Origin of the sequence: Romboutsia hominis, assembly GCF_900002575.1 — a bacterium.
GTDB lineage: Bacteria > Bacillota > Clostridia > Peptostreptococcales > Peptostreptococcaceae > Romboutsia_C > Romboutsia_C hominis.
The window spans coordinates 2,732,559-2,754,844 of the sequence record NZ_LN650648.1; the positions used below are offsets into that span (position 1 = coordinate 2,732,559).

The window sequence follows — 22,286 nt, forward strand, 5'->3', positions numbered from 1 at the left end:
TATTATAATCTTATTCCCATTCTATAGTTCCTGGAGGCTTAGAAGTTATATCATAAACAACTCTATTTGCTCCATCAACTTCATTTACTATTCTATTTGATATTTTCTCTAAAACATCATATGGCATTTTGTACCAGTCAGAAGTCATCCCGTCAGAAGATGTAACAGCTCTTAAACCTACTAAGTAAGCATAAGTTCTTTCATCTCCCATAACTCCAACAGTTTTAACATCTGGTAAAGTAGCGAATGCTTGCCATATTTCTTTATATAATCCAGCTTTTTTTAATTCATCCATGTATATAGCATCAGCTTCTCTTAAGATATCGCATCTTTCTTTAGTAACTTCTCCTATAACTCTTATACCAAGACCTGGTCCTGGGAATGGATGTCTGAATATTAAAGCTTCATCTATTCCAAGTTCTAAACCTATTTTTCTAACTTCATCTTTGAATAATTCTCTTAATGGTTCTACTATTTGGAATTCTATATCTTCAGGTATTCCACCTACATTGTGGTGAGATTTTATAGTAGCAGCTTCTCCATGTCCACTTTCTACTACGTCTGGATATATAGTTCCTTGAACTAAGAAGTCCATTTTTCCTAACTTTGAAGATTCTTCTTCAAATACTCTTATGAATTCTTCACCTATTATTTTTCTCTTAGCTTCTGGTTCAGTTATTCCTTTTAATTTTCCTAAGAATCTGTCTTCACAATTTACTCTTATTAAGTTCATATCAAACTTATCTCTGAATATTCTTTCGACATCATCACCTTCATTTTTTCTAAGTAAACCATGGTCAACGAATACACAAGTTAAGTTATCTCCTATAGCTCTATGAACAAGTACTGCAGCAACTGATGAGTCAACTCCACCACTTAATGCACATAAAACTTTTTTATCTCCGATTGTTTCTTTTAATTCTTTTATTTTATCTGCTATGAAAGAATCTGTTGTCCAATCTCCACTTACCTTACATACATTGTATAAGAAGTTTTTAAGAACTATATCTCCTTCTAAACAATGTTCAACTTCTGGATGGAATTGTACTCCATATAAGTTCAGTTCAGCATTTTCCATAGCTGCTACTGGACAATCAGCAGTGTAAGCTATTGATTTGAAACCTTCTGGTAAAACATCTATTAAGTCCGTATGACTCATCCATACTGTACTTGTAGTTATACCTTCAAATATAGCTGATTTTTCATAAGTTATTGATGTTTTTCCATACTCTTTTTCACTAGTATTTCCTTTTCTTACATTACCACCTAATATGTGAGCCATTACTTGTATACCGTAACAGATTCCAAGTATTGGTACACCTATTTCAAATATTTCCTTAGCTATCTTAGGAGAATCTTCTAAATATGCACTATTAGGTCCTCCTGTAAATATTATACCCTTTGGATTTTTTTCTTTTATTTTCTCTATAGGAGTCGTATATGGTATTATTTCACAATATACGTTATTTTCTCTTACTCTTCTTGCTATTAATTGATTGTATTGACCTCCGAAGTCAACAACAAGTACTAATTCATGCTTCATATTATATCTCCCCTTGCATACTATAGTTTGGCGCTTCTTTGCTTATTGTTATATCGTGTGGATGACTTTCTTTTAAAGATGCTGCTGTTATCTTAACAAATTGAGCATTCTCTGCTAAATCTTTTAATGTAGGTGCTCCACAGTATCCCATACCTGCTCTTATTCCACCTATCATTTGGAATATTATATCTTCTGCTTTTCCTTTGTAAGGAACCATTCCTTCAACACCTTCTGGAACTAATTTCTTAGCATCATTTTGGAAATATCTATCCTTTGATCCTCTTTCCATTGCCCCTATAGAGCCCATTCCTCTATAAGTTTTGTATGATCTACCTCTATAAAGAACTGTTTCTCCTGGACTTTCTTCAGTTCCAGCAAACATTGATCCCATCATACATACTGCTGCTCCACCTGCTAATGCTTTAACTATATCTCCTGAGAATTTAATTCCTCCATCTGCTATTACAGGCACTCCATATTTTTTACCAACTTCTGCACAATCTATTACAGCTGTTAATTGTGGTACCCCTATACCTGCTACTACTCTTGTAGTACATATTGACCCTGGTCCTATACCAACCTTTACACAGTCTGCTCCAGCTTTTATTAAATCTTCTGTTGCTTCTGGTGTTGCTACATTTCCTGCTATAACTTGAAGCTGTGGATGAGCATTTTTTACTTTTTTAACTGCATCCATAACTCCTTTTGAATGTCCATGTGCACTATCTAATACTATAACGTCTACATTAGCCTTAACTAATGCATCTACTCTATCTAATAAGTCTGCACTTATTCCGACAGCTGCACCACATAAAAGTCTTCCATGAGCATCCTTAGCAGAGTTTGGGTATTGTATTTTCTTTTCTATATCTTTTATAGTTATTAATCCTTTTAAACGACCTTCTTCGTCTACTATAGGTAATTTTTCTATTTTATTCTTTTTAAGTATTTGTTGGGCTTCAACTAAGTCTATTCCTTCCTTAGCTGTTACTAAGTTTTCTTTAGTCATAGCTTCCTCTATACTCTTAGTCATATCATCTTCAAATTTTATATCTCTGTTAGTTATTATTCCTATTAGCTTATTATTTTCATCTACTATAGGTACCCCAGATATCTTATATCTAGCCATTATATCATCTGCATCTTGTATACAATGGTCTTTTGATAAGTAGAAAGGATCTACTATTACACCACTTTCACTTCTCTTTACTTTATCAACCTCTAATGCTTGTTCTTCTATTGACATATTTTTGTGTATTATTCCTATTCCACCTTGTCTAGCCATAGATATAGCCATTTTAGATTCAGTAACAGTATCCATTCCTGCACTCATTAAAGGAATATTTAATTTTATTTCTTTAGTTAAATAAGTCTCTAATTTAACATCTTTAGGTAATACCTCAGATTTTTGAGGAACTAATAAAACATCATCAAAAGTTAAGCCTTCTTTTAGTATAGTTGCCATGGTAGTTCTCCTCCCTTTATTTTTTATATATACGAATTTTATTTCCATTATTTCAATTATTTATTCGTGTTATAAATGTATACAAAAAAACCTGTATAATAACTTCGTCTTATTCTCATAAAAGTGAAATTACTATACAGGCTTCCAAAATATCTATTCTAGCCAACCTATAAGGATTTTAATCAGCCTACAAGTTTACTTTATACGATATTCTGTGATAATAATTTCACTCATAGTCAAGATATTTACGGTATCTCGGTAGAAACTCTCAGACCATATTTCTGAGTATATACGAGTGATGGTATGTATTCATTTATAAATAATTTCTTTAGGTTAAATCCTAATTTATCAAAATTTATTATTTATGTCAATATCTTTATATTAAATTCTTTATATATAATATTGTTTATTTCTAGAAGAATTTTTGTAAACGATATCCCATGATTATCTGCTATTTTTATGCAGTCTTCGTACTCAGGTGTTACTTTTATTAAATTCCCTTTGTAGTACCCAAGCTTTACAGATACTTTTCCATAAATAGTTTTAATTTTGCGAAATTCTCTTTTTAATATCACTCTATCATACTTAGAATATCTCACTCCAAAAGTAGATGTTTCTTTTAGTAAATGTTCGGTTATTTTTTCTAAATCATCTTCTTTGCATATAACCGATAATTTTACTGCTGGTCTATTCTTTTTCATATATATACTCTCAGTATATATATCTAGAGCTCCTTCTTGTAATATTTTATTGTATAGGTGCGAATATATCTCTGATGACATGTCGTCAATATTAGTAGTTATTTCATATACTATTTCCTGTTTTTTTTTTATACCTAGAATACTTCTTAGCATATTTGGTACTTCAAACTTCTTATATCCTATTCCATACCCTACTTTATCCACTTCAAACTCTATATCATCTACAAACCCATTACATAATGCCTTTATTATACCTGCTCCTGTTGGAGTTGTGCATTCACCCTTCACATTATTTAATTTAACTGGTACACCTTTTAATATTTCTAATGTTGCTGGTGCTGGTACTGGCATAAGTCCATGGTCGCATTTTACAAATCCTGACCCAAGAGGAACAGTACTTGCATATATCTTATCTATGCAAAGTAAATCTATTAAAATACATGAACCTACTATATCAACTATAGAATCTATTGCTCCCACTTCATGAAAATGTATTTTATCTATAGTCGTTCCATGTACTTTAGCCTCAGCTTCACCTATTACAAGAAATACTTTCTTAGCCATTTCTTTTACCTTACCACTTAAGTAACTAGAATCTATAATTTCAAATATATCTACTAAATGCCTATGTGGATTATTTTCTTTAGTTATAACATCTACATTCGTTCCAAGTATTCCACTTTCATTTTTAGGTGTAATCTTAATTTCAAATTCTTCTTTTATATTTAGTTTATTAATTTCTTCTAAGAATATTTCTTTAGGCACCCCTAAATCTAACAAACTTGATATGGTCATATCTCCTGAAATACCATTAACCAAGTCTAAATAAAGTATTCTTTCTCCCATAATACAACTCCTTAACGTTAATTGCCCTTTTTAATCTAATTTATTTATCATAGATGCCAAGTATCCTGCACCAAATCCATTGTCTATATTTACTACTGATATTCCCGATGCACAACTATTTAACATAGTTAAAAGAGCTGATAAGCCATTAAAGTTTGCACCATACCCAACTGAAGTTGGAACTGCTATAACTGGTACATCTACAAGTCCTCCTACTACACTAGGTAAAGCACCTTCCATACCAGCAACTACTACTATTACCCTTGCACTCTGTAACTCTTCTGTCCTATATAACAGTCTATGTATTCCTGCCACACCTACATCATATATTCTCCCAACATCATTACCTAAGAACTTAGCAGTATGATATACTTCATCTGCTACTGGTATATCAGAAGTTCCACCTGTAACAACTAATATTTTTCCTTTTCCCTTATTTTCTATAGGATGATTGTTTATCTTTAGGATCTTGCATGTTTTATCATATTCACAATTATCATATATAGATTTGATTTTCTCATATGTTTCTAATCTACATCTAGTACCTAATATGTTAGATCCTTTTTCATACATCTTTTCTATAATACCTATTATTTGCTCATCATTTTTACCTTCACAGTAAATTACTTCTGGGTATCCATTTCTTATTTGCCTGTGATGATCTATATTGGCATACCCTAAATCTTCATAGGGTAGCTTTTTTAACTTATCTAACGCTTCTTCTATGTCTATATTATCATTTTTAAACTCACTTAATAACTCCCTTAAGTCCATAGCTTACCCCTTTCAAATAATTTTATACTTTAAATTATATCCTTATACATATCTTTTTTCCATATTATCCCTAATAAATCTAATGCTTAAATTTTAATATTATCTAATAGATATCTTTATAATATTAAAACAAGGACTAAAATTATTATCTTAGCCCCTACTTTTATATAGATTTTATTAATCTCCTTATAGATTCATAATTTATTACCTTTAGTTTTTCAATTAAATTATTTCACAATAAAAGGAGTAACTTTCGTCACTCCTTTTATTGTAATTAGTTTTTAATTACATCATTCCTGGCATTCCAGCTCCCATTCCTGGCATTGGAGCATCATTTTCTGGAAGGTCTGCAACAGCAGCCTCAGTAGTTAAAAATACTCCAGCTATAGAAGAAGCATTTTGTAATGCACTTCTAGTAACTTTAGTTGGGTCAACTATACCAGTTTCTATCATATTTACATATCTTTCATTTAAAGCATCAAATCCGACTTCAGCATCTTCATTTATTACTTTTTGTATTATTACAGCACCTTCAAGACCTGCATTTATAGCTATTTGTCTTAATGGCTCTTCTAATGATTTTCTTATTATCTTAGCACCTAATTGTACTTCACCTTCTAGTGTCTCTATTAACTTATCTACAACTGGTATAACACTTACTAATGCAGTACCACCACCAGCAACTATACCTTCTTCTACAGCCGCTCTTGTAGCGTTAAGTGCATCTTCTATTCTTAATTTTCTTTCTTTCATTTCAACTTCTGTAGCAGCTCCAACCTTTATCACAGCTACTCCACCAGCAAGTTTAGCTAATCTTTCCATTAACTTTTCTGTATCAAATTCAGAAGTAGTTTCTTCTACTTGATGTTTTATTTGATTAACTCTATTTTCTATAGCTACCTTATCACCAAATCCATCTACGATTGTAGTACTTTCTTTAGTAACTTTTACAGAACCAGCTCTACCTAACATAGTTAAGTCAGCTTCTTTTAAGTCATATCCTAATTCGTCAGATATAACAGTTCCTCCTGTAAGTATAGCTATATCTTCAAGCATTGCTTTTCTTCTATCTCCAAATCCTGGAGCTTTAACAGCAACAACCTCAAATGTTCCTCTTAATTTATTAACTACTAATGTAGATAATGCTTCTCCATCTACATCTTCAGCTATTATTAATAACTTCTTACCTTGTTGAACGATTTGCTCAAGAACTGGTAATATGTCTTGTATATTAGATATTTTTCTATCTGTTATTAATATATATGGATCATTTAATACAGCTTCCATCTTATCTACATCTGTTACCATGTAAGCAGATACAAATCCTCTATCAAATTGCATACCTTCAACAGCATCTAATTCTGTATGCATAGTTTTAGATTCTTCAACTGTTATAACTCCATCTTTTCCTACGATTTCCATAGCTTCTGCTATTAACTTACCAACTTCTTCGTCTCCAGCAGATATAGAAGCAACTTGAGATATAGATTCTTTAGTTTCTATAGTTCTTGATTGTTTCTTTAATTCTTCAACTGCTACTTCAACAGCTTTTTGTATACCTTTTCTTAGTAATACTGGGTTAGCTCCAGCAGTTACGTTCTTTAATCCTTCTCTTATTATAGCTTGAGCAAGTACTGTTGCAGTTGTAGTACCATCTCCAGCTACATCATTAGTCTTAGTGGCAACTTCTTTAACTAATTGAGCTCCCATATTTTCAAATCTATCTTCTAACTCTATTTCCTTAGCTATTGTAACACCATCATTAGTTATAAGAGGTGCACCAAATTTCTTATCTAATATAACATTTCTTCCTTTAGGTCCTAATGTAACCTTAACTGTATCTGCTAATTTGTTAACACCATTTTCTAAAGCTTTTCTTGAATCTTGTGCAAATTTTATTTCTTTAGCCATTTCTATCCCCTCCTATTATTATTCAACTACTGCTAGTATTTCACTTTGTCTTAATATTGTGTACTCTTGCCCATCTATTTTAACTTCTGTTCCTGCATATTTTTGGAATAAAACTTTATCTCCAACTTTTAATTCCATAACTATTTCTTTTCCGTCAACTATTCCACCTGGTCCTACTTCTAAAACTTCAGCCATTTGTGGCTTTTCTTTAGCAGCTCCTGGTAAAACTATACCACTTGCAGTTTTTTCTTCTGCTTCTAACATTTTAATAACTACCCTGTCAGCTAATGGTCTTATTTTCATATTTTTCCCTCCTAAATGAATTGTAAATATGTAAAAATTCTAATATCTAAAATATATTATAAACAAAATAATTGTTATCACTCTTTAAGTTAGAGTGCTAACAATTATTATAATATATTAACTTCCCATATTTTTCAATAGTTTTTGTTAAATTTTATAATATAGGCGAGAACAACCTAGCTATTGATTCTCTAACCTTTTTACCTAATTTTCGCTTAGAAAATTCATCTAATGTTAACTCTTCACTACTATTTAAATCCTCAAAAAAATCTTTATTCATTCTTTCTACAATTTTTTTGTCATATATAAATGCATTTATTTCAAAATTAAGCATAAAACTTCTTAAATCCATATTAGCAGAGCCTGTAGATGCTATTTTATCATCTATTGTCATTATTTTAGAGTGTATAAATCCCTTTGTATATAAGTAGACTTTACCTCCTGACTTTAATATATCATCAAAGTATGAGTAAGAAGCATTGTTAACTATCTTATGATCAGCTATCTTAGGGAATACTATCCTTACATCAACTCCACTTAGCGCTGCACTTTTAAGTGCTATAAGTATACTTTCATCTGGTATAAAATAAGGAGTTTCTATATAAATACTTTTTTTAGCTTGGCAAATAGCTGAGAAATAAGCATATCGTATAGATTCCCAATCACTATCAGGTCCACTAGCTATTATTTGAACCATACTATTACCACATCTTTGAGGACTTGGGAAATATTTATCTTCTGTTATGATCTCTTTTGTTGTATAGTACCAATCTGTTAAAAATATCATTTGTAACATATACACTGAGGTTCCTTCTATTTTTATATGGGTATCTCTCCAGTATCCAAACTTTTTATTTTTACCCATATATTCATCACCTATATTTAGGCCGCCAGTGTATCCAATTTTTCCATCTATTATAGCTATCTTTCTATGATTTCTATAATTTAGCTTTCCACCTGTCAATGGAAATTTAGCTGGTAAGAATGCTACTATTTCTATTCCATTTTCCTTCATTTCATTAAAAAACTTTCTATAAAACCAAAATCTCCAACATCCTACATCGTCATATAATATTCTTATCTTTACACCCTCATTGGATTTTTTGATTAATAAATCTTTTAATTCTCTTCCTATTTCACTATCTTTTATAATGAAGTACTCTAAATGTATATGATTTTTTGCATTTTTTATGTCTTCTAGAAGATTTTTAAATTTTTGATTTCCATCAATATATACACTTACTTTATTATTCGTCGTAAATGGAAGTTTTCCTGTATTAAGTAGTAAACTTATTACCCTTTTTTTGCTATAGTCTTCTATATTTTCATTTAATAATTGATTTGTATTAATTGTACTTTGTTCTGTATTTGCAATTTCCTCTATTCGCTCTAGATTTTCAAATACCTTTTCTTCTCTTATACTACTTGCTAGCTTTTGTGTTTTAAATAATTTCCTCTTCCTCATATTTCTCCCTAATATAGCATATATAACTAAACCTATTCCTGGAAGTAATATAAAAATGAGTAACCATGTAACAGTTCTAGCAGGATCTCTATTCTCAAGTATTATTGACATAGAAATAATCGCCCCAACAATATACGATATGGTTAAGTAGCTTAAAAACAAAAAAACTCCAATACTCATAATTTCTACCTCATCTTTATCTGCCTATACCAAGCTCCCTTGCATAATAGAATAAATATTGTTGTGCAAACCCGGCTAAATTACCAAACTTATCAATAGCATAAGTTCTCATTTTAGGTAAACTCATATCTTCACTTACATAAAATTCTTGCATAACTCTTTTTACCCATACATCAACAGGGAAAGTATCATACTTTTGCATTCCAAATAAAGCTATACAGTCAGCTACCTTTGGTCCTACTCCATTGAATTTTTTTAATTCTTTTATGCAATCATCAGTGCTTAAACTTGTATATCCAGATATATTTTCATTATCTTTTATTACACTCTCAGTTGTACTTTTTATGTATTTATCTCTAAACCCAGTCTGACATGCTCTTATTTCTTCTTGCGAAGCTTTGTTTAATTCTTCTGGTGTTGGAAAAGCATAATAATCCTTACCTCTATAATTTCCAATATAAGTTCCATAATTTCTTGATAGATTTTCTATTGCTTTTTGTATCATTGGGATCCTATTATTAGAAGATATTATAAATGAAATCAACATTTCCCATCCATCTTGTTTTAATATCCTTATACCATAACCAAACTCAGATGCCTTATTTAAATGTTCATCCATGTTTTTTAAAGTATTTTTTATATCTGTGTAATTTGTTCCCAAATCAAAGTAATTATACCAAATCTCTTCAAAATCCTTTAAATTTGTATTATCTAAGTATATTTTATTGTCTTTTTCAGATACATTTATCACTCTACCTTTTGCAACTCCAGTATATGAGTTATCTGCTTCTTTATGCCATCTAAAGCATTGCCCACATTCAAATATATGCTTAGGATTAAAATCTGCTACACCTTCTAATATTACTGTATTATTTTCTTCATAAACCTTCATTTATATATACTCCTTTTTTATGATTATTCTTAATAATACTAATTTACCCATATTTTATATAAATTAAATCTTCTTATATTCTATCTATCAAATTTTTCCTAAAAATTCTAGAGTAGAATTTAAAATTTTTTTCTGATAAAATACAAAAGATATTATTTTTAGAAGGTGATTTCATATGAAAAATAGAGGAATATTTATTGCTATAGAGGGGCCTATCGGTGTTGGGAAAACTACTTTAGCAACTATACTTAATGAACATTTCGGTTATACTCTTCTTAGAGAAATTGTAGAAGAGAATCCTTTTTTATCAAAATTTTATACTGATATTAAAGAATATGCTTTACAAACAGAAGCATTTTTTCTATTTAATAGGGTAAAACAATTAGAAGATATAGAAAAAAATCAATTAAATAAGTCTCATGGAGTTGTTAGTGATTACCATATAATAAAAAATCTTATATTTGCTGGTATAACACTTGATAATAATCAATTCCATAGATATAAGCAAATGTACAATATATTTGTAAATGATTTGCCTCAACCAGATATAGTTATCTACTTAAACTCTAATACAGATGTCTTAATGAAAAGGATAGCTATGAGAGATAGAAGCTTTGAAAGACAAATGGATAGAAATTATATACATGAGCTAAGCACAGAATATAAATATTATTTTAACCCTTTATCTATAAAGCATAACTTTGTAGGTAAAGAGCCATTGATAATTGAAATAGATAATTCAAACCTAGATTTCTTAAATAAAGAAGAAGATAGACAATTTATAATAGATAAAGTAGAAAATGCAATAAAGGCATTAGAAGGAGAAACAGCATGTTTAATTTAGTAAATCAATGTAATAAGCCTCTAAATAGGGACTTATTCATAACAGTGGCAGGAAATGTTGGTGCAGGAAAATCAACTTTAACAAAGATAATTGGTGAAAAATTAAATTTTGAAACTCATTTTGAAAAGGTTGATGGAAATCCATACTTAGAGGATTTCTATAAAGATCAAAAAAAATGGGGATTCCACCTTCAGTTATATTTCTTAGCCCAAAGATTTAAACAACAAAAGGAAATAGACTGTAATGGGTTAAACAATATACAAGACAGAAGTATATATGAAGATGTAGAAATATTCGCTAGAAATTTATATGATAATGGGAAAATGACTAAAAGAGATTATATAACTTATAGGGATTTATTTAATGACATGGTTCCTCACCTTAGAAGACCTGACTTAATGATATACTTAGATGGTTCTATAGATACTATAGTTCATAGAATAGGGCTTAGGGGTCGTGAAATGGAAAAAGCCGTTGATATAGAATATTGGAAGAACCTTCACAACAGATATGAAAAATGGATAGCTGAATATGATCAGTCACCTGTGCTATATGTAAATATAGATAAGGTAGATTTAGTAAATAATCCAGAGCATGTAGATATGTTATGCCATGAAATAAAGAGAATTTTAGGAATGTAGTATAAACTACATTCCTTTTTATATGAACAATCTTTAATTCAGTATATATTTAAAGTAAACTATTTGATAATATTTTAATAATATTAGACAGTTACATTTTTCAAAAATATTAATACTATAAAAAATAATATTATTTTTATAGTATTAATATTTTAAAAGGTGAGGTGTTTTAAATGGAAGATTCTATTCAAATTATAGCAAGTAATAACTTACTTATAACTTTTTCAATTATTGCTATGACCGGTATTGTCTGCAGTAAATTAAGTGAATCATTAAAAATCCCTGATGTTGTTTTATTTTTACTAGCAGGTATTTTACTAGGACCTTATTTTCTTGAAATGATAGATCTTAGTTATTTTGAACTAGAAAAGCAACTTATCCTTACTTTCGGTTCTGCCTTCATACTTTATTTAGGTGGAAAAGAGATTAATTTAAAAATATTAAAAAATGTAAAAATAACTGTTTTTTTACTTTCTACATTAGGTGTTATTATTTCATCTATTTTAGTAAGTCAATTTATAAAATTTAACTTTCAAATTCCTTTTATTACGGCTCTACTCATAGGTTCAATAATTTCATCTACTGACCCTGCTACATTAGTACCTATTTTTAATAAAATTAAAGTTAAAGATAAGGTGTCACAAACAGTTATAAGTGAATCGGCATTTAATGATGCTACAGGGGCTATTTTGACTTCTGCAATTGTTACCATTTTACTTTCTGGTAAGTTTTCTTTGACACAAAATATATGGGATTTATCCATAATGATTATTGTAGGTTCTTTAGTTGGTTGTATTACTGGTATTGTACTTTTAAAACTAGTCAATGATAAACCTTATGGTGTTTTTAAGGACTTTGCTCCAATAATATCTATCCTTTCAGTTATTATAGCTTATGAAATTGCAACTAAATTTGGTGGAAGTGGATATATGGCTTGCTTTATAGTTGGAATAATTACGGGTAATAAAAAAAATTTCAAAATTTGGCTATCTCAAAAATCATACGATGCCGATTTTTATGTTGCTGAAACCCTCGGAACTTTATGCCGTATGGCTATATGCATTATTTTAGGTAGTCAAGTTGAATTAGTTGTATTATCAAAATATTTCCTACCATCATTATTGGTTGTTTTAGCATTTATTTTTATAATAAGACCAATCTGTATTCTAATATGTGCTCTCCCAGACAGAAAAGCAATGTGGACAAAAAAAGAATTGTTATTTATGATGTGGGTGAGAGAAACCGGAGTTATACCTGCTGCACTTTGCGGTATAATTTCTACTATGAAAATCCCTGGTTACGAAATAATCTCTTCTATCACATTTATGGCTATCCTAGTTACTTTAATAGTTCAAGGTAGTACAACTAAACTTCTAGCTAAAAAACTCGACTTATTGGAAGATACTTCTAATAATAAATCTCCTAACTTATAGTATTATTTGAGTGACTAAACTTGCTTTACTTAATAAACAATTGATGTTCACATTATAAAAGAGTGTTCATATGAACACCCTTTTATAATAATATTCCTATTAAAATAACTGCAGTAATTACTTGTAAAGTACCTACAAATAATCCATATAAAGATACTGCCTTACCTTGTTTTACTAAATCTTTTATATTTACTCTTAATCCAATAGCTGCTAATGCTATTATTTCTAATTTATTGCTTAACAGTTTACAAATATGAGATACCTCTGGAGATATAATGCTTGTAGAAAATAAAGCACATGTTATAAAGAATCCTAATACATACCAAGGAACCTTTATTTTGCCCTTTTTAGTATCTTGTATCTCTTCTTCTACTATTTCAGTATTTGATTTATTTTTTAAATGACCAAAAGTGAATACTACAACTACTAAAAGTATAACTCTTACTATTTTAAATATAGTAGCTAAATCTTTTACATGCTCACTTACCATAGCACCACTTGCAACAACTTGCCCTACTGATTGTAATGTACCACCTATTATAGCTGATGTTTTTACAAGTTCAAGATTGTATAACCAATCTGATATTAATGGAAGTAAAAACATTAAAAATATTCCTGTAACATTTACTATTGTTATAGCTATACCTTTATCCTTATCATCAGCTTCAATGACTGGAGCTGTAGCTGCTATAGCAGATGATCCACATACCGCATTACCTGCTGCCATTAGATATCTAAAATTTTCTCCAAATCCTAATTTTTTTCCTATATATAAAGCTCCTATTATAGTTATAGCCATTTGAATTACTATAAATAATATACCATTGAATCCTAATTCCATTAGAGTTGATATACTTAAAGTTGCTCCTAATAATACTATAGAATACGATAGTAAATCAGTTTCTGAGAATTTATATCCTTTATGAAATACTTTTTGATTTAAGAATAAGTTACCTACTAACATACCTAAAAATATAGATATAGTTGCTGCTCCAATTTTTGGAACTGCCTTAGCAATTAACATACTTGCTAAACCTATTAATACTGATACAACTAAACCTGGTAATATTTCTTTTACTTCTTTTATATATTGAAATTTTTTATTATTCTTTACTTCTCCTTTTGAAATATCCATTTATAATACCTTCTTTCTTTTCGTCCTCGTCTATGTTTTTAGTATACATCTATCCTATTCATAAGTAAAATAAATAATAAAAATAATAATCATTAATTTTATTAATAGCTATTTATGATATAATAATTATTAAGACAAATGAAGTTAAACTATACATTTTTTAGAATTGGAGGATTTAAATTGCTAGAAGAATTAAAGACTTTTATTTCAGTCGTAGAATTAAAAAACTTTACTAAAGCTGGTGAATACCTAAATTTATCCCAACCTAGTGTAAGCACTCATATAAAAAATTTAGAAAGTTACTTTGGTGTAGTTCTTATAAATAGATCTATAAAACAAAAACATATTTTTATAACTGAAAGTGGATATATATTGTATAAAAGAGCTAAGGAAATTTTAAATTTGGTAGACCTTACATATATGGATGTTCGAGATACTTCAAATTCGTTTAAAGGACATATAAAAATTGGTGCTAGTTTAACTATAGGAGAATATCTTCTTCCTCAATTTTTAGCTAGTTTTTCAAAGAAATACCCTGATGTAATAGTTGAAGTATTCATAGAAAATACTACTGTTATATGCAATCACCTAAAAGATCTTAATTTTGATATAGGCTTAATCGAGGGTACTTCTATATATCCTGATTTTAATCAAGATTATTTCCTAAAAGATAAAATGGTTTTAGCTACACCTTTTGAATATGAACTTAATTCTAGTAATTTTTCTTTTGATAAGCTAAAAGATCAAAGCTGGATTGCTCGTGAAGAGGGTTCTGGTACTAGAGAGTTTATGGATATGTTTTTAAATAATAATAAAATCATTCCTAAAAATATAATTACTTTTGGTAGTAACTATGCAGTAAAAGAAGCTGTTAGAAATGGTATAGGAATAACTATTATATCTGACCTTGTTACAAGCCCTGCTGTTAAAAATAATGAAATATCAGTAATAGATATAGGTGAATCTTACTATAGATGTTTTTCTTTAATTTTACCAAGAAATATAACTACGTCTAACGTAACTCAAGTATTTATTGATGAGTTGAAAGAGTATGTATCTAATATAAATAAATAGTATATTTAGTAGTTTTAAACATAATATTATACCTAAAAAAAATTTAAATACATCATTAAATGACAAATTACTACAAGTGTTCCATAGTATACTACTATTGATTAAAATTTATTAAGGGTGGTCAAATTGTGGATAGATTCAAAATTCAAATAAAATATTCATAGTTATAGGCATAGTTATATTTTCTATAATCATTTCATTTTTCGCACCTATATTTTTGTTATATTTTATAGATGAATTTTTAAGAAGTAATTGGCAATATCATTTATTCGAAGATAATAAATCTTATATTATGTTTATAATTTTGTTGGTTGAGATAACTCTTATATCAATATTTTATAAAAAGACTAGAGATTAATCTCTAGTCTTTTTGTTTATATTACATTCCTATTTCTTTAAATTCTCTACTTCCTGGCTTAACTAACTCTATATTTCCTTCTTTGCATAAGGGGCACTCATCTACATCATGAACTTGTATATCTAATTTTATAGCGCTATATATTGGCATTCCTATATCATGACTAGTTCTGTTTGCTATACAAGCAACACCTATAACTTCCCCACCTAACTTTTCTAAAGCTTCTTTAGTTTCAATTGTAGACTTACCAGTTGTTACAACATCTTCAGCTATTATTATTTTAGCACCTGGCTTAACTTCAAATCCTCTTCTTAATTCCATTACTCCGTCTTTTCTTTCAGTGAATACTGTTTCTTTATTTAATTGTCTTCCTAATTCATAAGAAACTATTACTCCCCCCATAGCAGGCCCAACTACTAAATCTATATTTAAATCTTTTATTTGCTCAACAACTGTACTTAATACCGCTTCAGCATATTGTGGATATCTTAATACTTTTGCACACTGAACGTATCTATTGCTATGCTTTCCTGATGATAATAAAAAATGTCCTTCTAATAATGCTTCACTTTTCTTTAATATTTCTATTACATCTACTTTACTCATATTTATGCCCTCCAAAATTTATGTTTATTTAATAATTCCCTTTTAATTTAATTGTACCTTTATAATATTCCTCTTATTTCATCTAAAGTCTTTATTCCTTCAGCTTCCATAAACTTTTCTATTCCATCTATTATCTCAAGCCCTATTTTAGGATTTATAAAGTTTGCTGTTCCAACTTGTATACATGTAGAGCCTGCCATTATAAATTCTATGGCATCTTTAGCGCTTGTTATTCCTCCCATTCCCATTACCGGAATATCGACATTTTTGCTTACCTCATGAACCATTCTTAGTGCTATTGGCTTTATTGCTGGTCCTGATAATCCTGCATATACATTGTCAAATACGGGCTTTCTTTTGTGTATATCTATTGCTAATGCTTTGAATGTATTTACTAAAGATACTCCATCAGCACCTTCTTCTTCACATACCTTTGCCATTCCTACTACGTCTTCTGCATTTGGTGATAATTTTATTACTAAAGGTAAGTCAGTTATACTTCTTACTTCTCTTACAACTTCTCTTGCCACTTCGTTTTTTATTCCAAAAGCCATTCCTCCAGCTTTAACATTTGGACAAGATATATTTAGCTCTATCATATCTATTGGTTGATTATTTAATAATTCAACACCTTTTATATAATCTTCTAATGTTCCACCACCAACATTAGCTATTCTTACTAAATCTAATTCTTTAAAGAACTGTAATTCATTATCTATAAATCCTTGAACTCCTGGATTTTCTAATCCAACGCTATTCATCATTCCAGATGGTGTTTCCCATACTCTCATACCAGTGTTGCCATCTCTCTTTTCTAAAGTAAGTCCTTTACTACTTACTCCTCCAAGCTTTTGTATATCATAAATTTCGTTATACTCTTTTCCGAACCCAAATGTTCCAGATGCCATTACAACAGGATTTTTAAAATCAATTTTACCGAATTTCACTCTTAGATTAGCCATTAAATATCACGTCCTCTCCCCAGAATACTGGCCCATCTTTACATGTTTTTTTATTTCCAAATTGAGTTTTACAAGTACATACTAAACATGCACCAACCCCACAAGCCATATGATTTTCTAATGATACCATTATTTTAGTACTCGTACCTTCTGTCATTTTAACTAGTTTTTCCATCATCGGTGTTGGACCACAAGTTAATATGTAATCGTATTTATTTACATCTAGTATATCTGTTACAAATGTATTTCCTGTTGCTATATAAACATCATTACAAACTTCTTCATACTTCTCTTTTAGTATAGCTTCATTTCTAAATCCTAAATATGCATCGCAGTTATCTAGGTTCTTAGCTACTAAGTATAATGGTGCTACTCCAATCCCTCCACCTACTAAAGCTATTCTACCTTCTACTTTTTCATATCCTTTTCCGTATGGCCCTTCTAGCTTTATAGTATCATTTACTTCTAATTTGCTTAATATTTCCGTTCCTTCCCCTACAACTTTGTATAAGAATGTTATTCCTTCTTCATCTATATCATGAATGCTTATAGGTCTTGAAAGTAATGGGTATTTATCCCATGCCCTTAACATATAAAACTGCCCCATTTTACCTTCAAATTTGCCTTCTACCTTCATAAGGTACATTCCTTCGCCTACATATCTATTTTCAATAACTTTATACATGTGATTCTCCCCTCATTTGTCATATGCTAATTAAAGATTTTGTACTAACTCTAATTCTCTTTCTAATACATCTACATTATTTTTTATCCCTAGTAATTTCATTATTAGAGCCATTCTTACAAACATTCCGTACTTTGCTTGTTTAAAATATACAGCTCTTTCATCATCATCTACATTAATATTTATTTCATTTACTCTTGGTAATGGATGCATTACTAGCATATCCTTTGATGCATTCACCATTTTAGCTTTATTTAGTATATAGTAGTCTTTTAGCTTTTCATACTCTTCTTGATTTTCAAATCTTTCCCTTTGAACTCTTGTCATATAAAGTATATCTAATCCTCCAATAACTTCATCTAAGTTATTAGTTTCATAGTAAGCATGACCTTGATTTTGTATTTCTTCTTTTATATATTGTGGCATCTTTAATTCATCTGGAGAAATGAATACAAACTTAGTTCCCTTGTATCTAGCCATTGCTTTTACTAAAGAGTGTACTGTTCTTCCATTTTTTAAGTCTCCACATAATCCTATAGTGTGATTTTCTAAACTTCCTTTAAGAGATTTTATTGTTAATAGATCTGTAAGTGTTTGAGTTGGATGTTGATTTCCCCCATCTCCAGCATTTATAAATGGTACTTCCGCATACTTTACTGCCTCATTAGCTGAACCTGCTATTGGATGTCTCATAGCTATCACATCTGCATAACATGATACTGTCCTTATTGTATCTCCTAGAGATTCTCCTTTTGATACAGATGATGAATTTGGCTCTGAAAAACCTACTACACTTCCGCCCAGTCTGTGCATGGCAGATTCAAAGCTTAATCTTGTTCTTGTTGATGGTTCATAAAATAAAGTTGCGAGTAATTTTCCCTCACATACACGGGAATATTTTGCTGGATTGTTTATTATATTTTGAGATAAAGATAGTATCTCGTCTATTTCTTGTATTGAAAAGTCTTCTGGTTGGACTAAATTTCTTCCTTTTAATAACATTTTATTTTTCCTCCTTGTCAGCCTCTCTGGACTGAATTTAAAAGCATTTTTATTTCTGATTGAATTCTAGCACCTTTTAATATTTATGTCAATATGTTCCATAATTATTGTTTCAACAAATATAATGACACTATTTCCTAGTTTTAAGTATTAATTTATTTTTAAAGTAATTGTAATGATGATTACTTTAAAAATAAATTAAACTGATCAGTTCCTAAAGTATAATTTAATTAATTTTTCCTATGTTATATTTTTAGTTTATTTTACTTAAAATAAATTGGTATTAGATTTCTTAATAAAGATATTTATTAGTTAGACTTCAACAGATGTATTTAAGTATATGGAAAATTTTGTTTATATAAATCAATCGTTATGCTAAACTTTTAATTAGATATAAATTAGAAAGGAGATTTTATATGATAAGCGAAAAATTATTTTCTCAACTTAATGAACAAGTTAATTTTGAATTCTACTCTTCTTATACTTACTTAGGTATGGCAGCATATGCAGAATCTATTGACCTAAGTGGTTTTGCTAACTTCTTTAGAGTTCAGGCTCAAGAAGAGTTATTCCACGCAATGAAGCTATATGATTACATATTCCAAAAAAACGGTATGGTTAAATTAGAAGAAATAGCTAAACCAGAAAATGATTATGAGAATATATTAGATGCCTTCCAAAGAGGATACAACCATGAGCAAGTTGTAACTAGTAGATTCTATGAACTTGCAGATACTGCTAACGAAGAAAGAGAACATGCTACTATAAGTTTCCTTAAGTGGTTTATAGATGAACAAGTTGAAGAAGAAAATACCTTTAATTCTCTTCTTAAAAAAGTTAGAAGATGTGAAGGAAATACAGCTGCTTTATATATGCTAGATGAAGAGCTATCAACTAGAGTTTTCACACCTCCTACTAATGCTTAAAATCTAAGTAAAAAAATATTACTGGAATTATTAATTCCAGTAATATTTTTTATCAAAATCTATTTATAAAACTCTTTTTGCTGTAACAAATGTTGATGAATAGTAAGATGAGTTTATATTCGCTGTTTCAACACTTTTACCTGGCTTAGGCGAGTGAATCATTGTTCCTCCACCTACATATATTCCAACATGACTTACATTTCCAGTCCCATTAGTTGAGAAGAATACTAAATCACCTGGTTTAAGATTAGATCTACTTACAGTTTGTCCGTATCCAGCTTGAGCACTTGACGATCTTGGTAATGATACTCCTGCTGCATTTCTATATACATAAGATGTAAGACCTGAACAGTCAAAGCTATTTGGACCTTCTGCACCCCAAACATATGGTGACCCTAACTTAGCATAAGCTAAATTAACTACAGCTTGAGCAGCTGATGTATTACTTGCTGGTGGATTGTAAGAATCATTTTTTTCTTGAGTTATCTTGTCAGCTTGTACATTGTTTTCATTTGAACTAGGTTTTTTTATTGTATTTAATTCACTATCTGTACTACTGTTTGAGTTAGCATTTTTATCAGTGTTTAAAGAATTATTTGCGTTGCTATTTGAGTTAGTATTCATGCTAGTGCTTGAAGAATTATTTGTATTATTATTTACATCATTATTATCTGTATCGTTATTGCTTACGTTAGTATCAACAGCTGCATCATTTAAATTTTGCTTATCTTGAGCAACTTGTTCTTCTATAACTGGGGCTTGATCAGAAATATAAGATGCTTTAACATACCCTTCATCTTCACCTTTTTTAACTTTCACCCATTCACCCTTGTCCTCTAAAACTTTAAGTGAACTTCCTAAATCTAACTCATCTATTATATCAGAGTCTGTATTTGCTTCTTTTCTAAAGTTTACCTTGTTTTCAGTAGTGTACCCATGAGCTTCTTTTATATCTACAAATCTTTTTGGTAACCAACCGTCTTCACCATTGTCAGATATTTTTACCCACTCACCTTGAATACCTAAAACTTTAAATTCCTCTCCAGTGTAAGCTACTTTTTTAACTTCACCTTGTTTTCTTATCTTTACAGCTACTCCATCTTTAACAGTTGCAACTTTATATGAAACATCTTTAAATTCATCTAATTTTAAAGTATTTTGTTTATCTTCTTTTTGTTCTACGTTTGCTTTTTCATCTGCATTGGCAACTGAGTTCATTGATAATGCTACAACTGATGCAAACATTGGTACTAATATTTTCCTTTTCATAATATTTCTCCTCCAAAAACTGACCATAATTTATGGTTACTTTTTACGTGAAACTTATACGGATAAAATACTAATACACAAGATTTTATAATTTTTGTAAAACTTGTAACTTTTTTGTAATCTATTGTTACTAACTATGTAGTATTATTTTATTAAGAATTATTTATTTTGAATTATTTTGAATTATTTTGAGAATTATTTAAAACTTTACAAATCTTGTATAAAAAATATTTTAATTAAATTTATTATTTTATCCAATGTATCACTTAAATATACATTTGTAACCTTTATTATATCCTAATAATGGTTTTATGTAAAGTTTTTTACAATTTTCGTCATATTTTCCTGTAGAATTTTTATACTAACAGGTATTTTTTTATGCAATTCTATACTTAACTTTAAAAATCTTTCCTTAATTTATTTATATAAATGTCTATTTTATATACATTCATCATTGTTACTTTTTCTATGTTATTTTTTAATTTTTTTTGTATTTCTTCAATTTTATTAAAAATTGTTGGGCTTTTGATATTCACATTTAAAAATATCTTTATGTTATTATTTGCATTAAATACCTCTACTTTATTGACTTTTTCTATTTCATTTATTTGCCTCAACTCATATCTTATAATTTGATGCATGACATTAGGACTTATATAAAATTTTCCTATATAACTAAATGTTGGTCTAATAATAGTTTTTTCTATTAGTTTACAATCTTTATCCTTTTTTCTAAATAATTTTTTTATAGAGTTTATACTTAATCCAGTAGCTATTTGTTTTATTTCCACACTTGGTACGGGTATTATATGATTGCCCCTTCTTCTAGACTCTCTTGCTATATCTATCTCCCTATCACTACTTATATCTCTTATATCTATTGCTTTATAATCTGTTCCTATTTCCAATCTTTTTACTATTTTATCTATCATTTTTTTTGATGTTCCTAATATTAATAGATTCTCTACTTTTTCGTTTTTTATCTTTGATTTAACCGATTGTCTATGTAATTCATCATTAAATATAGCTCTTTTTACTGCTTCCATAGTTGTCTTTGCTTGTTTCGCAGATACTCCAGCTAATATCTTATTTTTATGTATAAGAAGACCATCATCTATTATATAATCTATATCTTTTTCATATGCCAACTCTAAAGCTCTATAACTCTTACCTGTTCCACTTGAACCAATAAGTGCATAAATTCTCATAAAAACACCTCTATACCCCATAAATTTTAATTCTATATAAATTATTATTTATATTTTTAATAT

Annotated in this window: 20 protein-coding genes and 1 riboswitch; of the genes, 5 read left to right on the top strand and 15 right to left on the bottom strand. The window is 29.3% G+C overall.

What is annotated here, in order from left to right:
- Positions 1-10: 10 nt before the first annotated feature.
- The 8 genes from guaA to FRIFI_RS13235 form a co-directional block, all read right to left on the bottom strand.
- On the bottom strand, positions 11-1,543 hold the full coding sequence (gene guaA / locus FRIFI_RS13200; RefSeq protein WP_166506084.1) for a glutamine-hydrolyzing GMP synthase: 1,533 nt from the start codon (positions 1,541-1,543) through the stop codon (positions 11-13).
- 1 nt (position 1,544) lies between these two features.
- Positions 1,545-3,008 carry an IMP dehydrogenase gene (guaB, locus tag FRIFI_RS13205; protein ID WP_166506085.1) on the bottom strand — a complete coding sequence of 488 codons (1,464 nt, stop codon included), beginning with the start codon at positions 3,006-3,008 and terminating at the stop codon, positions 1,545-1,547.
- Between the two features lie 213 nt (positions 3,009-3,221).
- A riboswitch (purine riboswitch) is annotated at positions 3,222-3,323 on the bottom strand.
- 47 nt (positions 3,324-3,370) lie between these two features.
- A complete protein-coding gene (gene larC / locus FRIFI_RS13210) occupies positions 3,371-4,555 on the bottom strand; it encodes a nickel pincer cofactor biosynthesis protein LarC (protein WP_166506086.1) in 1,185 nt (394 codons plus the stop codon).
- 30 nt (positions 4,556-4,585) lie between these two features.
- Complete coding sequence (gene larB / locus FRIFI_RS13215; protein WP_166506087.1) at positions 4,586-5,329, bottom strand: nickel pincer cofactor biosynthesis protein LarB; 744 nt, start codon at positions 5,327-5,329, stop codon at positions 4,586-4,588.
- A gap of 285 nt (positions 5,330-5,614) precedes the next feature.
- Positions 5,615-7,240 (bottom strand): chaperonin GroEL, encoded by a 1,626-nt coding sequence (gene groL / locus FRIFI_RS13220; protein WP_092922007.1) that lies wholly within the window; start codon positions 7,238-7,240, stop codon positions 5,615-5,617.
- Positions 7,241-7,258: 18 nt separating this feature from the next.
- Positions 7,259-7,543, bottom strand: coding sequence for a co-chaperone GroES (locus FRIFI_RS13225; RefSeq protein ID WP_092922004.1), 285 nt, complete (start codon positions 7,541-7,543; stop codon positions 7,259-7,261).
- A gap of 154 nt (positions 7,544-7,697) precedes the next feature.
- On the bottom strand, positions 7,698-9,188 hold the full coding sequence (gene cls, locus FRIFI_RS13230) for a cardiolipin synthase (protein ID WP_166506088.1): 1,491 nt from the start codon (positions 9,186-9,188) through the stop codon (positions 7,698-7,700).
- A 16-nt stretch (positions 9,189-9,204) separates the two neighbouring features.
- Positions 9,205-10,080: a DNA-3-methyladenine glycosylase family protein gene (locus tag FRIFI_RS13235; protein WP_092921998.1), complete on the bottom strand. Its 876-nt coding sequence runs from the start codon at positions 10,078-10,080 to the stop codon at positions 9,205-9,207.
- A 175-nt stretch (positions 10,081-10,255) separates the two neighbouring features.
- On the opposite strand from FRIFI_RS13235, the gene FRIFI_RS13240 reads away from it, so the two are divergent.
- The 3 genes from FRIFI_RS13240 (at position 10,256) to FRIFI_RS13250 (ending at position 12,998) form a co-directional block, all read left to right on the top strand.
- Positions 10,256-10,924 (top strand): deoxynucleoside kinase, encoded by a 669-nt coding sequence (locus tag FRIFI_RS13240; RefSeq protein ID WP_092921995.1) that lies wholly within the window; start codon positions 10,256-10,258, stop codon positions 10,922-10,924.
- The gene (locus tag FRIFI_RS13245; protein ID WP_092921992.1) at positions 10,912-11,565 is read left to right on the top strand and encodes a deoxynucleoside kinase; all 654 of its coding nucleotides are present in this window, start codon (positions 10,912-10,914) and stop codon (positions 11,563-11,565) included. Before FRIFI_RS13240 ends, FRIFI_RS13245 begins: the two co-directional genes overlap by 13 nt.
- Positions 11,566-11,738: 173 nt before the next feature.
- Complete coding sequence (locus FRIFI_RS13250; protein WP_166506089.1) at positions 11,739-12,998, top strand: cation:proton antiporter; 1,260 nt, start codon at positions 11,739-11,741, stop codon at positions 12,996-12,998.
- 82 nt (positions 12,999-13,080) lie between these two features.
- Here the strand turns inward: FRIFI_RS13250 and FRIFI_RS13255 are convergent, their stop codons facing one another.
- Positions 13,081-14,133, bottom strand: coding sequence for a YeiH family protein (locus FRIFI_RS13255; RefSeq protein WP_166506090.1), 1,053 nt, complete (start codon positions 14,131-14,133; stop codon positions 13,081-13,083).
- A 180-nt stretch (positions 14,134-14,313) separates the two neighbouring features.
- Between FRIFI_RS13255 and FRIFI_RS13260 the strand changes: the two genes are divergently transcribed.
- On the top strand, positions 14,314-15,207 hold the full coding sequence (locus FRIFI_RS13260) for a LysR family transcriptional regulator (protein WP_166506091.1): 894 nt from the start codon (positions 14,314-14,316) through the stop codon (positions 15,205-15,207).
- 379 nt (positions 15,208-15,586) lie between these two features.
- Here FRIFI_RS13260 and pyrE read toward each other — a convergent pair whose 3' ends face one another.
- From pyrE to pyrB, 4 genes are read right to left on the bottom strand one after another with little or no spacing between them, the layout of a single operon-like run.
- Positions 15,587-16,171 (bottom strand): orotate phosphoribosyltransferase, encoded by a 585-nt coding sequence (gene pyrE, locus FRIFI_RS13265; protein WP_166506092.1) that lies wholly within the window; start codon positions 16,169-16,171, stop codon positions 15,587-15,589.
- A 59-nt stretch (positions 16,172-16,230) separates the two neighbouring features.
- The gene (locus FRIFI_RS13270; protein WP_166506093.1) at positions 16,231-17,133 is read right to left on the bottom strand and encodes a dihydroorotate dehydrogenase; all 903 of its coding nucleotides are present in this window, start codon (positions 17,131-17,133) and stop codon (positions 16,231-16,233) included.
- On the bottom strand, positions 17,126-17,818 hold the full coding sequence (locus FRIFI_RS13275; protein WP_166506094.1) for a dihydroorotate dehydrogenase electron transfer subunit: 693 nt from the start codon (positions 17,816-17,818) through the stop codon (positions 17,126-17,128). The genes FRIFI_RS13270 and FRIFI_RS13275 overlap by 8 nt, the downstream gene beginning before the upstream one ends.
- Before the next feature lie 30 nt (positions 17,819-17,848).
- Positions 17,849-18,820, bottom strand: coding sequence for an aspartate carbamoyltransferase (pyrB, locus tag FRIFI_RS13280; protein WP_166506095.1), 972 nt, complete (start codon positions 18,818-18,820; stop codon positions 17,849-17,851).
- A 416-nt stretch (positions 18,821-19,236) separates the two neighbouring features.
- Here pyrB and FRIFI_RS13285 point away from each other — a divergent pair, with 416 nt between their 5' ends.
- Entirely contained in the window at positions 19,237-19,746 is a 510-nt protein-coding gene (locus FRIFI_RS13285) for a ferritin (protein WP_092921965.1), read from the top strand.
- Between the two features lie 63 nt (positions 19,747-19,809).
- Here FRIFI_RS13285 and FRIFI_RS13290 read toward each other — a convergent pair whose 3' ends face one another.
- Positions 19,810-21,015, bottom strand: a complete 1,206-nt coding sequence (locus FRIFI_RS13290) for a C40 family peptidase (protein WP_242977258.1) — start codon at positions 21,013-21,015, stop codon at positions 19,810-19,812.
- Between the two features lie 398 nt (positions 21,016-21,413).
- Positions 21,414-22,223, bottom strand: a complete 810-nt coding sequence (locus tag FRIFI_RS13295) for an ATP-binding protein (protein WP_166506096.1) — start codon at positions 22,221-22,223, stop codon at positions 21,414-21,416.
- Between the last annotated feature and the right edge of the window lie 63 nt (positions 22,224-22,286).

What these genes read in the sequence shown, in the direction of transcription:
- guaA (WP_166506084.1), bottom strand. Translation starts at nt 1,543, where the DNA reads ATGAAGCATGAATTAGTACTTGTTGTTGACTTCGGAGGTCAATACAAT.
- guaB (WP_166506085.1), bottom strand. Translation starts at nt 3,008, where the DNA reads ATGGCAACTATACTAAAAGAAGGCTTAACTTTTGATGATGTTTTATTA.
- larC (WP_166506086.1), bottom strand. Translation starts at nt 4,555, where the DNA reads ATGGGAGAAAGAATACTTTATTTAGACTTGGTTAATGGTATTTCAGGA.
- larB (WP_166506087.1), bottom strand. Translation starts at nt 5,329, where the DNA reads ATGGACTTAAGGGAGTTATTAAGTGAGTTTAAAAATGATAATATAGAC.
- groL (WP_092922007.1), bottom strand. Translation starts at nt 7,240, where the DNA reads ATGGCTAAAGAAATAAAATTTGCACAAGATTCAAGAAAAGCTTTAGAA.
- FRIFI_RS13225 (WP_092922004.1), bottom strand. Translation starts at nt 7,543, where the DNA reads ATGAAAATAAGACCATTAGCTGACAGGGTAGTTATTAAAATGTTAGAA.
- cls (WP_166506088.1), bottom strand. Translation starts at nt 9,188, where the DNA reads ATGAGTATTGGAGTTTTTTTGTTTTTAAGCTACTTAACCATATCGTAT.
- FRIFI_RS13235 (WP_092921998.1), bottom strand. Translation starts at nt 10,080, where the DNA reads ATGAAGGTTTATGAAGAAAATAATACAGTAATATTAGAAGGTGTAGCA.
- FRIFI_RS13240 (WP_092921995.1), top strand. Translation starts at nt 10,256, where the DNA reads ATGAAAAATAGAGGAATATTTATTGCTATAGAGGGGCCTATCGGTGTT.
- FRIFI_RS13245 (WP_092921992.1), top strand. Translation starts at nt 10,912, where the DNA reads ATGTTTAATTTAGTAAATCAATGTAATAAGCCTCTAAATAGGGACTTA.
- FRIFI_RS13250 (WP_166506089.1), top strand. Translation starts at nt 11,739, where the DNA reads ATGGAAGATTCTATTCAAATTATAGCAAGTAATAACTTACTTATAACT.
- FRIFI_RS13255 (WP_166506090.1), bottom strand. Translation starts at nt 14,133, where the DNA reads ATGGATATTTCAAAAGGAGAAGTAAAGAATAATAAAAAATTTCAATAT.
- pyrE (WP_166506092.1), bottom strand. Translation starts at nt 16,171, where the DNA reads ATGAGTAAAGTAGATGTAATAGAAATATTAAAGAAAAGTGAAGCATTA.
- FRIFI_RS13270 (WP_166506093.1), bottom strand. Translation starts at nt 17,133, where the DNA reads ATGGCTAATCTAAGAGTGAAATTCGGTAAAATTGATTTTAAAAATCCT.
- FRIFI_RS13275 (WP_166506094.1), bottom strand. Translation starts at nt 17,818, where the DNA reads ATGTATAAAGTTATTGAAAATAGATATGTAGGCGAAGGAATGTACCTT.
- pyrB (WP_166506095.1), bottom strand. Translation starts at nt 18,820, where the DNA reads ATGTTATTAAAAGGAAGAAATTTAGTCCAACCAGAAGACTTTTCAATA.
- FRIFI_RS13285 (WP_092921965.1), top strand. Translation starts at nt 19,237, where the DNA reads ATGATAAGCGAAAAATTATTTTCTCAACTTAATGAACAAGTTAATTTT.
- FRIFI_RS13290 (WP_242977258.1), bottom strand. Translation starts at nt 21,015, where the DNA reads ATGAAAAGGAAAATATTAGTACCAATGTTTGCATCAGTTGTAGCATTA.
- FRIFI_RS13295 (WP_166506096.1), bottom strand. Translation starts at nt 22,223, where the DNA reads ATGAGAATTTATGCACTTATTGGTTCAAGTGGAACAGGTAAGAGTTAT.